We start from the raw sequence: 12,754 nt of genomic DNA, 5'->3' as shown, positions 1-12,754 counted from the left end.
GCCGCTCAATAGAGGTGGACGCTGCTATGTGGCCGGTGGTCGCAACATTGGCGCGGAACATCAGCGAGCGCCGGCCATTGTCCTGTTCGCTTAGCCGGGGCGCTACCGGAGGAACGAATTCATGGCATACCAACCCAATCCGAACGATCTCCATCGTGCGGGCCGTAGTAAAGAGGAAATGCGGCGTCGCGATAATGAGCTGCAAGCCGATCCCCAGCTCGCCGAAGGTCCCGCCAGCGGCACCAAGGTCGCAATGTACGCCATCGCCATCGCAGTTGTGCTGGGTGTCGTGTTCTACGGCCTGAACAACAACAGCGTGGACCATGCGGGCACCACGCCGCCCAGCGAGACCGCGCAGTAGACCCAGCCGGCCAACCCTGCGGGGCCTTCGGGCAAGACCAACACCGAGCCCGGCACGACCACGGGCGCGGCGACGACCAACCGTCCGACGCCGCCGTCTCCGAACCCCACAGGTACGCAAGTCGATCGCAGCAAACAGTAAAGGTCGACCGTCCGAATTGACGTGCAGCGGGCCTATCGGCCCGCTGCTTTTGTGGCTAGCTGTAAGGCCCACGCAACGCAGCGCCGACTTATTCGCCTAGGCTTGGTAGGTCGATCACGAAATTGCTAGGGTCCAGTTTGGCGCTAGCCAACGACTCGGCCTGGCGGGCTTTTTTTTGCAACTCCCTGGTCGCGCCCCGGCGTGATTAGAAGCGCGGAGGAGCCGGCCGGCTCGGTAGCAAGCGCTCCAGAGATGCTTTCGTGCTCGTACGTACGATTTAACCCTGGGTTGAGTCAGCGAAGAAGACGAAGATCCGATGAGAAAGCACCCTAGCCAAAATCACGGCGTCCGTAGCCGCTGCTAAAGGGATGGCTCAAAAGGCGCTGGCGAGCACCCCAACCGCCCCCAAGACAATAGCCACGCGGGCGTTACACCGCATGGCCTGATGCCGGGACTGTCCCGCTCCTCGCAAGATTCCGTCGCCGCTAACACAACCGCGGACCGGCGGAGACGTTCCGGCCGACGCTGGCAAAAAGTAACCCGCCGGGATGAGCCCGGGGGGATTACTTAGAAGCCGGCGACCGAGCATGGCGAGCCACGTACTCACACGGAAAGAAACAGGCCCGCGCCAGGGACGGTCGCCCGCGCACGCCAGAACGTTTTAGCCCGTAGCGAGTCCTAGAGGCGATTGATCTCGGTTTGCTGTTGGATCGAACATGGAAGACGCGGCCGCCTATACGATCTCGGCCTTCCTCGTCTGCTTCGGTCTTTGGATCCTTATTGCCGGCCTAAGCTCTAGTGCGCGCCCGCTTTATGGATTTGCGCTGCTCTCATCCCCACAGCGATCGGCTACTGAGCGCTTTCGACCGCACTTAAAATCCATCCCCTTCGGGGGTCCCGATAATATGCCGACGTGGGAATACGGCAGCAATGGCTCAGCCAGTAACCGATGGGGTTTTCGAAACCTCAATCGTCTGTCTCAAGACCTGGCACTGCTTGTCCGAGGTCAGAAATGCGATATCCGACGCATCCCGGCCACTGCCGATGCGGATAATCCCTTCAATCGGCGCAAGCTGCGTCGCGTCAATCAGCCACCAACTATTTTCGAGATAAACTTCGAAGACTGCGTGGAAGTCAGGCGGGTCCAGTTGAAGCGCATACGCGCTGACGGCGCGGGCCGGAATGCCGAGTGCGCGAGCCAGCGTGATGCCCAAATGCGCGAAATCGCGGCAGACGCCCGCGCGGTCTATAAACGTCCGCTCCGCGGTCGTCTCAGCGTTGCTGACGCCCGACACATAGTCAACGTTGCGATGAATCCAATCCAAGATCGACATAACTCGCGCCACGCCGTCGCCGGCTCCGCCGAACTCGCGTTGCGCAAATCGCATGAACTTGTCCGACGGGCAAAAGCGGCTGGGCAGGAGAAACGGGAGCACGTCGGTGGGAAGGTCCGACCATAGATGCTGGTGACCGGCCGGCGGCAGGAGCTGCCGAAGATTGTTTTCCACCACGGCCTGATAACGGATCGCCACTTCGCCAGAGAACGAGGCGCGTATGCTCCGGTCACCGTATGATGTCTTGTCGAAGAGCAATAGCGCCGGTGGCTGAATGTCGAGCGATTCCGAAAGGATTTTTTGATCGCCCGTATGTGAAGCCTCAATGATAGCGATAACCTGCGTTGCTTGCGCGAAAGCATAGACGAGTTCGGCCTTGATCAAGAGTTTCATGCGGCCCTCAAGCCAAACCAACCAGGGCACCCTGGCGTGAATTATGATCAGGTGTTCCAAGTGCGAACGCGGTGACGAGCAGTAAAGCACTCGCGAGGCTCGTTCCGGTTTCGCTACGCAGAATGCGCTTGGCCTGATCCGACGTATAGCCATTGACCCGAGTTGGCGCTAGATTTTAGTGCTGCTGTACGCCTACTGAGGAGAACCGAAGTTCAAGGCCGGTGCTGCGCACCCGTTTGCCCTCTTCGGCCGTTCGTAAATCGGCTATCGCGGCCGCCTACGCGACGAAGCATGCCCCCGAACATCGTTCAAAGCTGCTGAAAATCGGGCCTTGAGGGCACCGCACATGGCCCATTTCGCTGACTGTTGCCACGCGCGGCGCAGATGCCGGAGATAGGCAACTTGTTGACGGGCCACGACGTCGAGCTATGGCAATTGGATGGACAGATCCGGACGTTCAAGGCACACATCTTGGGGTTAGCGCGATAGCTTCACACTTGCCGTTCGGCCGTATTTCAGACTCGGCTTGAAGCCAGAACTCCAAGTCGCGGTTGCTGGCCGTCCGTTCTGTCCCAAAGTTCGTGGGCGCGCTCTAATCTCTTCCCTGGTCCGCTGGGCGGCCAGACGTTGTCCAAGCCTCTGTCTAAGTTCCTCGACCCACGCCCTAAGCCGCTCATAGGTCATCTGGTCAGTGATGCGCGAAGAAATGCGACTCGCTTGTGCAACCTTGCGGTGGCCGGCGTCCGCCTGAACCCCGGAGTTGGCGCTTACTGAGGCACCTCCTGCCCGACCGCTGCCGCTGAGGTAGCAGGTGCAGATTTCTCTGGCGCTTCTTCATCCGCATCACTCGTGGTAATGGTGGCTACAACATCAGCGGCCATCGTTTCAAGCAATGCGACTTCGTCTCCGTCCAGGGTGCGGGGTTCGGAGTCGAGAATGCATAGCGCTCCGATTATCAGACCGTCAGCTGCGCGTAGCGGCGCCCCAGCGTAGAAGCGCACGTTCCATTGCTCGATCGTCTCGTTATCGGCGAAGCGCGGGTCGCGCTCGATATCCGAGACCACTAGCGTCTCGTCGTTGGCTACTACGTAGTTGCAGCAGTGCCATCGCGGTACGTCGCGTCCACGCCTCCACGGTGATTTCTACGCCCTTAGTTCGTCCAGTAGCGCCTTGGCTTCCTGCAGGTCGAGCGTCTCAAAACCCTCGGTGAACCAGCCGTAGACCGGCGCGAGGAGACCGCGTGCTTCATCGGGCCTTTCCTGGTCGCGCCAGAGCCGGGCAAGACTGGCGGCGGCGCGGAGTTCCCAGAGCTTTGCGTCCTGCTGGCGCGCGATCGTGACAGCGCGGTGAAAGTCGGCCTCCGCTTCGGCCGTGGCGCCCGGGTGAGCGGTCCGCAACAGCTCGCCTCGACGCCGATACAGTTCAGCTTCGAACCACCGAACCTCCGACTTCTCGGTCAGAGCCAACGCTTCCGACAGCTGGCCGAGCCCGACTTCGGGCTGCCCCATCTTCGCGTGCGCCATCGCAAGCTGCGTGAGGTAGAATGGAAGGATCCATGCCGCGCCGGACGCTCGGAACCGGTCGATGCCGCGTCGCAAGCAATCCATCCCCACCTGTGCGTCGCCGGCCTCGACCAGCGTCCAGCCACGATAGGTCGTTCCCATCGCAAGGAAGAAAGCAAAGCCGTGCTCCGTGGTCAGCGCGATCAGCTCTTCTGCCCGTCGAAGGACGATGCCCGGTTCCACGAGCACGAAATGCAGCCGACAGGCGACACTCAGCGCGAAAGCGAGGCTGATCGGGTGTGATAGCTCGCGCGCCTCCGCCAGGGCTTCGGTGCTCCGCAATTGGGCCTGTTCGGCGAACCCAAGAAGTCCGAGCGTCAAGGACAGGAAGGAGAGCATCGCCACGCGGGCGTTTTCCGCAAAGAGAACTGTCAAAGAGCGCTGCTGCGCCGGATCGTAAAGCGCGAGCCCCCGCTCGAGATGTGCGCGCGCCGAGTCCAATTGTCCGCGATGGAGCCAGCTGTCACCGACCGCCCGGTGACCGGCCACCAGCGCGGCCGTATCGTTCTGTTGTCCGGCCAAGTCGAGCAGTTGCTCGGCGGCACGATGCGATCGGTTGACTTCGGCGCGCACGTGGTAATGCACGAACTCGCCCCACAGCGCCTTGAGCAGGTGCGGCGTATCGTTCAACAACTCGCAGAGACGGCGCGCCCGCGCGTAGGCATGTCCAGTCTCGTCGGTCGCATGGCCGGTCGCGGCGATCAGCGCACCACCGAGCGCGAGTTGAAGTTCGAGTTCAGTGCGCTGGCGCTTGGGGGTATCCGGCAGCTGGGAGAGGAGATCGAGCGCTTTCCGCATTTGCCTGATCGCTTCTGCCATCGCCGAGCGCGCCTTGGAACGCTCGCCCGCCTCCTGCCAATAGGAGACCGCCTTCTCGATCAAACCCGCATTCCCGAAATGGTGGGCGAGGATTTCCGGTTGCGCCCCCGCCGTCGTGGTCAGCCTCTCCTCCAGCACGTGCGCGATCCGGGCGTGCAGCTCGCGGCGCTGGCCGCGCAGCAGCGTGCCGTACGCCGCATCCTGCACCAACGCGTGTTTGAACAAGAAATCGGCGTCGGGCGGTTCACCGCGCCGGAACACCAGCCCGGCGCCGATTAGTCGGTCGAGCGCCGCTCGCAGCTCGCGGTCGCTGCGTTGTGCGATCGCGGCGAGCAGATCGTAGGAGAACTCCCGACCGATGGCCGCGCCGACTTGCGCTACTTCTTTCCCGACCGGGCCGATACGGTCGAGCCGTGCCATCAGCGACGCGTGCAAAGTGGGCGGCACTGCGAGCCCCGGCAGCGGCGCAGCGGAGACGACTCGCGCGACTTCGGCACCGCCCGCTTCGAGCACCGCCTTGGTCAGCTCCTCGACGAATAGCGGCACGCCGTCCGTTCGTTCAGCGATCTCATTGACGACTTCGCTCGGCAGCGCCCGGTTGCCGACGACGTTTCGGATCAGCGCGGCGCCCGCGCTCTGGTCCAGACGGTTGAGCACCATCGCGCTGACGTGCGATTTTTCGTTCCATACGGATTGAAACTCGGGGCGATAGGTGACCAGCAGTAGCACCGGCAGGCTCGCCACCAGCTCGACGGTCCGGTCCAGCAACTCGCGCGAGCTCGGATCGATCCATTGCGCGTCCTCGCACACGATCAAGACTGGATGTCGCCGTGCCAGAGCTTCAAGCTGTCGAACCAGAGCGTCGAAGGTCTTTTCCTTCCTTCGCTGCGGCGTGACGACAACCCGCAGGCTGCGATCGGCGGTCGAGATCGATAGCAGCTCGGCGAGGATTACCACATCCTCTTCGGGCGGCGATGCAAGGGACAGCGTCGCCCGCAGCTTGTCGAGCCTGATCCCCGGTGTGTCCTCACGCTCGAAACCAGCGGTTTGCTGGAGCTGCGCAATGAAGGGATAGAGCGCGCTGTCCTGATGACGCGGCGAGCAGAAATAGCGCAAGCGAGTGTGCGGCTCGCCCTCGATATGCTCCTGGAGAGCCGCGACGAGGCGTGACTTGCCGATCCCCGCTTCGCCGGCGAGCAGCACTACCTGGCCGGTGCCCGTCCGCGCGCGATCCCAGCACCGTCCCAGCAGCTCAAGTTCTTCCTCGCGCCCGACCAGCGGGGTGAGGACCGCCGCGTGCAGCGCCTCGAAGCGGCTCTCCATTGTCCCCTCGCGCAGTACTCGCCAGGCGCGCACCGGCACGGCGAAGCCCTTCAGCGTCACTGCGCCGAGATCCTGATAATCAAAGAGCCCGCCGATCAGCCGCCGCGTATCCTCGGCGATCACCACCCCATCCGGCTCAGCGAGCGATTGCAGCCGGGCAGCCAGGTTCGGCGTTTCACCGAGCACCGCCTGCGCCTCCGATGCCTCGCTGCCGATCAGATCGCCGATGATGACGAGACCGGTCGCGAGCCCGAGACGAACCCGCAGTTCGAGTCCAGGCGCGGCGCCCGGCGCATGCCCGGCGGCGGCGATCTCGAGCGCAGCGCGCACCGCGCGTTCAGCATCATCCTCGTGCGCCGAAGGATGGCCGAACAGGATCAGCATGCCATCACCAATGTAGCGACTGATGGTGCCGCCATATTTCCGGACGATCGCCGCGACGCCATCGCGGTATGCGGCAATGGTTTCTCGTAAATCTTCCGGATCGAGCTGTGCCGCAAGCGCCGTCGAACCGACGAGGTCGCAGAACATCACTGTGAGCTGACGGCGCTCCGCGGATGAACTTGGCGCCGGTGGCAAGGTCAGCGGTTCTGATACCCGCGGTACGGAGCACATCGCCCCTCCCGCTGATGCCGATACTCGCGCCGCTCCTATCGGCATCAGCGGGGCGCCGCAGTCGCCACAGAATCTCTTGCCCGACGGGTTCTCGGACCCGCATGCGGCGCAGCGCACAGATAGCGGCCTGCCACAGTCGCGGCAGATGTCGTAACCGTCAGGGTTGGCGCTGCCGCAGCTCGGGCACTCCATGCCGCACCTGATCTGTTGCTGACCAGCCTGAGCTCTCGTCGGTTATCTTCAAGAGCCGACGCCGAGAGCGTAGGCAGGCACGATGGTCAGTTTTCCTGAAAGTCTCCCAATGCGTTTCAATTTTATCACATCGCCTCCGGCTGATTGTGAACCGGGTCACAGTCAGAAAGAGAAGGATGTTGCGTCTCTTCGCCTCGGCCTCATGTCTCTTCTGGGTCAATGGACCAAACCGCTCGCGCGGTAGGGCCCTGCGGCGGGCGGCACAGCCAAGACGATAGCGCAACGGGGCGTCCTGTCTTGAGATCGAGGGGTTTCGACAACCACACTCAAGACAGGAGCATCCCCATGACCGACGAGGCCATGAGCCCATTGCGGCGGCGCATGATCGAAGACATGACGATCCGCAAGTTAGCGCCGAAGACCCAACATGACTACGTGCAGAGGGTCAAGAACTTCGCTGCGTTCCTCGGGCGATCACCCGATATGGCGAGCTTCGAGGACGTGCGCCGCTACCGGTTGCATCTGGCGGCGAGCGGCGTTGGCGTGTCGACGATCAATCAGACCGTCTCGACATTGCGGTTCTTTTTTTAAGGTCACGCTCAGGCGCCACGATATCGTCGAGCATACCCATGTCATTCACGAGCCGCGCAAGCTGCCGGTGGTGCTCAGCGTCGAGGAAGTGGCGCGGCTGCTCGATGCCGCACCCGGGCTCAAGTACAAGGCGGCGCTGAGCGTGGCCTACGGCGCCGGCCTGCGCGCCGCCGAGGTCATCTCGCTCTAGGTCTCCGACATCGACAGTAAGCGCATGATCATCCGCGTCGAGCAGGGCAAGGGTGGCAAGGACCGTAACGTCATGCTGTCGCCAAGGCTGCTCAATCTGCTGCGCACCTGGTGGATGGCGGCGCGCCCGCAGGGCTGGCTGTTCCCGGGCCGCGATCCGGCCCAGCCGATGACCACGCGCCAGCTCAATCACATGTTCGAATCGTGTCGGGCGCGCCATTTTTTTTATTATACAGCGCGATATTCACTCTTGGGACGGAGACTCCGGCTGTGCCGCATTCGAGCGAGCAAATCTGGTGGGAAAATCGTGGCCGACCGCAGATAGCTTGGCAACTGACGATGTCGGTCAGAAGCTCGCCAGTCTAAGAACAGTAAGTTAAGTGGTCGGATTGGACTCGTAGGCCGCTGCTCGAACGATTGTGTAGACGCTTTGCAGGGCGCTAAATTGTGTCCGGCTCGTCCTTTGCAATCGTAGCTTTTCTGTTCGCCAGCAACCGCCGGATGTGATCCAGGACCGGTTTGTAGTCTGCAGGTTTGCCAGCAGCCGGGCTCTCGTCGCACAGGTCCCCGGCACTCTGCAAGGCTTTCGCCACAGTGCCGGCCAACATCAATTCCACGTCTGGGAAATGCGATCTGATCCAGGCTGAGAGCGCAAATCCGCTCTCGGTTGGCGAGTGTACGTCGATCAAGGCTACGTCGATCCGCAGCTTGCCATTCGAGAATGCCTGTCGAGCTTCTTCACCGCTCGCCGTCTCAATAACGCTGTACCCGCAGTCTCGAAGGTATTGAGCGAGCGGTTGGCGAACGAGGATCTCGCTCTCCACCACCAGAATTGTGTTTGCAGTCATGTTACTTCAGTGGCTCGCCCGCAATATTTGCGAGCAGTTGCACGATGCACTGGATGTCATACGGCTTGGAGACAAATTTGCCGATCCGAGTCGCTTCCTTCTCGTTTGTGATGTCGGCGGAAGCTATAATGATTGGCAAGTTCGGAAGCCTGCTGCGGACCCGCTCTGCCAGAGTGAGCCCATTGAGGTCGCCGGGTGTGCGAACATCGGTCAAAAGCAGGTCCGGCAACTCTCCCGCTTCAAGGAAGGCCCACGCTTCGTCTGCGGTCACTGCCTCGACCACATGAAATCCTGATCCCCGAAACGCAGCTGCTATGTCGACCCGAACGAAAAACTCGTCCTCGACGAGCAGTATCCGAGTCGGTCTTCGGTCCAGCTCCTCCATTGGAGCAAATTCCATGGGGTCCTCCCTCACGGCTTGGACCTAACTTGTCGGGACGGCTAGGGTTCCAAGTCCAGTTGTCCATCGGACGGGGTCGAAAAATGCCGCAAATCCGGCGACCGACGCTCGATGCGCTCGCGGAGGACTGCCGCCGGCCTGAACCAAGGACTGAGGACTAGGGCGAAGAGCGCGCTAGGGGCCTCGGCTCCTACGCCGGAGCTTCCTTGAGGAGGCCGTTCATGAGGGCCTGCAACTCGGGCGAGGTGAGCGGATCCGGCATCTCGCACGCAAGGCATCGCCATGTCCTGGGCGGCTTGCCGCCGGGCTGCAGCGCGAAGGCCATGGGCTGTCGGCATTTCGGACGGAGATGGGGCCCCCGGTCATTTCCTGTACTCCGTTTCCTCCTCCGTCGATCTCCCGATGAAACCAATTTAGATCGCTCCGGAATTTCCGGTCAAGATCGTCGTGGACGCGCTGGGTGCTCTTAGCTCCTGCCGCCGCATTTCCTATCGCGACGACAACGCCCGCTCAGGCCTCTGTGGGCAGCCTAATCTGGCGCTTGCGCCGGGGACCTTCCCCTTCAGGGCTATATGATACTGTTTCCATTCCTCCCGATCACATTGGACGGGCGTTCAAGCGGCCTTCCGACCGGCACTGGCCTCGACCAACACGCCCGTGATGTCGCTTTCCTTCATGATCAGGTATTCGATGCCGTCGATCTTGACTTCGGTGCCCGACCATTTGCCGAACAGCACCCGGTCGCCGGTCTTAACGTCGATCGGAATGAGCTTGCCGGTCTCGTCGCGCCCTCCCGGCCCGACTGCGACGACCTCGCCCTGTTGCGGCTTCTCCTTGGCGGTGTCAGGGATGATGATGCCTCCGGCGGTTTTCTCCTCGGCTTCGACGCGCTTGACCACCACCCGATCATGAAGCGGACGGAATTTCATTGCTCTTCTCCTTGGACGAAAGTTTGTGAACGAAAAAAAGGCGTCGCGCGCGACGCGCGACTGGTCCAGCGGCGACAAGGCGATCGTGTCGGCTCCTCATCACGCGGGCCTTCAACTCCACTTGACAGGCCAAGCTCGCTTCCTAATTTTTTTGCATGCGCCTCTTCCGGGCCTGACGATGGAAAATGGTGGGACGCCCCCACGGCGTCCGGCATCCCTTGTCCATCTTGCTCCACGGAGGATGTGGGCTATGAGGAACGACGACCTGAACCTGCTATGGCGCTCGAGTATGGGGCCCGATCACCCCTCCGGCGTCAGCGCTGGCATGCCGCAACATAAGGGCGAGGACAACATCCTGCCCCGCAATACCTTGCCGTTCGCTCAACGGGCTTTCCCGCCGGATGCGATGGCGACGATCTACCGGCCGGCGCGATCGGCAATGACTTCCGGAACAGCCAACACGCGGCGTTGGAAGCTCCGTTTCGAGCCGCGCACGGCCCCTTTCGTCGAACCGTTGATGGGATGGACCGGCGGGACGGACACCCTGTCCCAGGTAGAATTGGACTTTCCATCCGCGGAGGCCGCCGTGGCCTATGCCAAACGACAGGGCCTCAATTTCGTCGTGCAGGGTCCTGCAGAGGCGACCCAGGACCGCTGCCCGGCGCCAGACAAGTCGAAACCCGGCGATCGGGATCGAAGGGCCGCCCAAGCCTGCGATTTCCGATCATGCACCCGCAAGCTTGAATGGGTGGAGCGAACGCTCGAGCCCAGGGTCACGAACGACGGAATTGATCTCGACCGCGCGCTGGCCAACCCCGCCGCGGCGTTCGACGAACCCGAACGGGTCGTCCGCCAATCCAAACTATCGCATGAGCAGAAACGCGAAATTCTGCGCCGCTGGGCGCTCGACGCGCACCGCACGGCGCGGACGGATTTCTCTCGGCTGGACAAGGTAATCGACGCCTTGATCGATCTGGATGAGCCCGAGGGCTTGGTGATCAAGCGAAGGGAAATACTAAGCAACGGAGCGCGCGCAGCATGATTGCACGGGCAGCCGACTGGGTCGAGCCTTCCGCGCGCCGTGTACGGTTCGACGGCTGAACACGTTGGAACGGTGGTAATGCAACGTGATCTTCAACGTAGGAGGTCGAATGATGGAGCTGAAATGGAAAGAATCGGGTGTTGACGTGGTCAATCTCATCCTCGCGGCTTTCTTGCTTCTGACGCCATGGATGTTTGGATTTGCATCCGACCACGTTGCGGCGCCGAACGCGTGGGTGAGCGGCATTATCATCGGCGCAGTGGCGATCGCAGCGCTCACGAAATTCGCCGCGTGGGAGGAGTGGATCAATCTCCTTCTTGGGGTGTGGGTTCTGATTTCGCCTTGGGTGCTGAGTTTCTCGGCTCAGACGACAGCGAGATGGGCCCACGTCGGCATCGGGCTGATCGTCGCCGGGCTGGCAGGCCTGCGGCTGTGGTTCATGCATCAGACGCCACAGCAGCGGGTCGGCGCCCAACGATAAGGATGTCGCGAGGAGAATGCGGGCTGTTAGACCCGGCCCACATCCCGCAGTTTTTGCGATGCAACGGGGTCGGGCCCGCGCGTGGCACAAACTCTTCGCAATTAGAAGACACTGCCAGGAACGGGTGCGGGAAACGTCGGTTCAGGGCTCGGCGTAGAGATGAGATAAAGGGCGCCTGCGACGAGCATCACGGCAGTAAGCGCTAGTCCAAGCATGGCTAAAGCCAGTTCGTATGGGTCTTCCATGGAATGAACCGCGGCCTCCTCGGCACCCGGCCGGCACCCTTCGTCTTTGGCCGGCCCTATCCGGCTTGCGTTGGCGGCTCCAGCCAACGGCCCCAGCCGCCGTTGTGCGACTACTGCAAAGGTGCTGGCGCACCCGTTATGACAATTGTCAGAATGAACAGTATGCTCAGAAGGCAGCCTGTCATCCCGACCAACTTTCCGACTTCGGAGCGCTCGAAGAACATTGCTTATACCTCCTCATTTCGTACCTGAACCGAGACCAGCCCCTCCGGGTTGAACCGATCAACCTGCCATCGCAACACGGGCGGTCGATCCACTTAGTGAAACGGCGATGGCTTGCAAGGCCGAGTTGAATGATTTCCAGCGCGCGCACGCCGCGGAAAATCTCGGTTTGCCACTTGAAACTAAACGGCCATTTATTCGTTTTTTGCCCGCCGCGGTAAGCGGTCCGGGTGCCCTTTGGGGCCCGGCGAGACGGGCGCCCGAAGGTGTCCGCCGCCTGCTCGTACCCATCTTGCTCCTTGGAGGATTTGGCTATGAGGACTTACGATATCACTCCCCTGCGGCGGTCCGCTCTGGCTGCTCCGTCTGTCGACGCCGGATTGTCGAGCTATCTCGCCGAAATCCGCAAATTTCCGATCCTCACACCAGAGGAAGAACTCGCCTACGCAAGGCGCTGGCGCGAGCATCGGGATCGCGACGCCGCTTTTCAACTGGTCACCAGCCACCTCAGGCTGGTCGCCAAGATAGCGATGCGCTATCGCGGCTACGGCCTTCCGATCGCCGATATCGTCTCCGAAGGCAACATCGGCCTGATGCAGGCCGTGAAGCGCTTCGATCCGGACCGGGGTGTGCGCCTCGCCACCTATGCGATGTGGTGGATCCGGGCCACGATCCAGGAGTACATCCTTCGATCCTGGTCCCATGTGAAGGTTGCCGCCAGCGCCACCCAGAAGAAATTGTTTTTCAAACTGCGGCAGGCCAAGAGCGCGATCTCGGCTTTCCAGGACGGCGACTTGCGGCCGGACCAGGCCGCCCTCATTGCCGAGCGTCTTAAGGTTGCTGAACGAGACGTGGTCGATATGAATCGGCGTCTGCAGGGCGATGTGTCGTTGAATGCACCGGTCCACCACGACGAGGATAAAGCCGGCGATGCATTGGTTTGGCTTGTTGATCCCACACCAACCCAGGAAACAGCGTTCGCCGAGCAGCAGGAGACCGCTTATCGCCATCAGGCCCTGAAGAGTGCCATCGAGACGCTTAACCCTCGCCAACGTCGAATCTTCACC

Annotated in this window: 12 protein-coding genes and 1 pseudogene; 7 read left to right on the top strand and 6 right to left on the bottom strand. The window is 61.8% G+C overall.

The annotated features are described in order from the left end of the window. Nucleotides 1–121: 121 nt before the first annotated feature. The gene (locus GWE18_RS42405) at nucleotides 122–361 is read left to right on the top strand and encodes a hypothetical protein (protein WP_342804322.1); all 240 of its coding nucleotides are present in this window, start codon (nucleotides 122–124) and stop codon (nucleotides 359–361) included. A gap of 1,076 nt (nucleotides 362–1,437) precedes the next feature. Here the strand turns inward: GWE18_RS42405 and GWE18_RS35245 are convergent. From GWE18_RS35245 to GWE18_RS35235, 3 genes and pseudogenes are all read right to left on the bottom strand, one after another. Beyond that, nucleotides 1,438–2,229 carry a transglutaminase family protein gene (locus GWE18_RS35245; RefSeq protein ID WP_275190268.1) on the bottom strand — a complete coding sequence of 264 codons (792 nt, stop codon included), beginning with the start codon at nucleotides 2,227–2,229 and terminating at the stop codon, nucleotides 1,438–1,440. 767 nt (nucleotides 2,230–2,996) lie between these two features. Beyond that, nucleotides 2,997–3,335 (bottom strand): annotated as a pseudogene (locus GWE18_RS35240) (GAF domain-containing protein); the annotation flags it as partial. Between the two features lie 36 nt (nucleotides 3,336–3,371). Further along, a complete protein-coding gene (locus GWE18_RS35235) occupies nucleotides 3,372–6,548 on the bottom strand; it encodes an AAA family ATPase (RefSeq protein WP_275190321.1) in 3,177 nt (1,058 codons plus the stop codon). A 537-nt stretch (nucleotides 6,549–7,085) separates the two neighbouring features. Between GWE18_RS35235 and GWE18_RS42400 the strand changes: the two genes are divergently transcribed. The 3 genes from GWE18_RS42400 (at nucleotide 7,086) to GWE18_RS42390 (ending at nucleotide 7,845) form a co-directional block, all read left to right on the top strand. Then, nucleotides 7,086–7,331, top strand: coding sequence for a phage integrase N-terminal SAM-like domain-containing protein (locus tag GWE18_RS42400; protein WP_342804321.1), 246 nt, complete (start codon nucleotides 7,086–7,088; stop codon nucleotides 7,329–7,331). A 67-nt stretch (nucleotides 7,332–7,398) separates the two neighbouring features. Next, on the top strand, nucleotides 7,399–7,521 hold the full coding sequence (locus GWE18_RS42395; protein WP_342804320.1) for a hypothetical protein: 123 nt from the start codon (nucleotides 7,399–7,401) through the stop codon (nucleotides 7,519–7,521). Between the two features lie 24 nt (nucleotides 7,522–7,545). After that, nucleotides 7,546–7,845 (top strand): tyrosine-type recombinase/integrase, encoded by a 300-nt coding sequence (locus GWE18_RS42390; RefSeq protein ID WP_342804319.1) that lies wholly within the window; start codon nucleotides 7,546–7,548, stop codon nucleotides 7,843–7,845. A 115-nt stretch (nucleotides 7,846–7,960) separates the two neighbouring features. Here GWE18_RS42390 and GWE18_RS35225 read toward each other — a convergent pair whose 3' ends face one another. From GWE18_RS35225 to groES, 3 genes are all read right to left on the bottom strand, one after another. Next, nucleotides 7,961–8,368, bottom strand: a complete 408-nt coding sequence (locus GWE18_RS35225) for a response regulator (protein WP_275190267.1) — start codon at nucleotides 8,366–8,368, stop codon at nucleotides 7,961–7,963. Between the two features lies 1 nt (nucleotide 8,369). Next, nucleotides 8,370–8,768 carry a response regulator gene (locus tag GWE18_RS35220; RefSeq protein ID WP_108518388.1) on the bottom strand — a complete coding sequence of 133 codons (399 nt, stop codon included), beginning with the start codon at nucleotides 8,766–8,768 and terminating at the stop codon, nucleotides 8,370–8,372. Nucleotides 8,769–9,382: 614 nt separating this feature from the next. Then, nucleotides 9,383–9,697 (bottom strand): co-chaperone GroES, encoded by a 315-nt coding sequence (gene groES / locus GWE18_RS35215; protein ID WP_108518386.1) that lies wholly within the window; start codon nucleotides 9,695–9,697, stop codon nucleotides 9,383–9,385. Nucleotides 9,698–9,722: 25 nt separating this feature from the next. Between groES and GWE18_RS35210 the strand changes: the two genes are divergently transcribed. The 3 genes from GWE18_RS35210 to GWE18_RS35200 form a co-directional block, all read left to right on the top strand. Continuing rightward, entirely contained in the window at nucleotides 9,723–10,739 is a 1,017-nt protein-coding gene (locus tag GWE18_RS35210) for an NADH dehydrogenase ubiquinone Fe-S protein 4 (RefSeq protein ID WP_275190266.1), read from the top strand. 109 nt (nucleotides 10,740–10,848) lie between these two features. After that, nucleotides 10,849–11,220 (top strand): SPW repeat protein, encoded by a 372-nt coding sequence (locus GWE18_RS35205; RefSeq protein WP_275190265.1) that lies wholly within the window; start codon nucleotides 10,849–10,851, stop codon nucleotides 11,218–11,220. A 781-nt stretch (nucleotides 11,221–12,001) separates the two neighbouring features. Then, a partial coding sequence (locus tag GWE18_RS35200; protein WP_275190320.1) for an RNA polymerase factor sigma-32 occupies nucleotides 12,002–12,754 on the top strand: 753 nt, incomplete at its 3' end.

The organism is Bradyrhizobium sp. CSA112, assembly GCF_029051645.1.
Taxonomy (GTDB): domain Bacteria; phylum Pseudomonadota; class Alphaproteobacteria; order Rhizobiales; family Xanthobacteraceae; genus Bradyrhizobium.
This window is presented reverse-complemented; position numbering and strand designations above follow the sequence as displayed.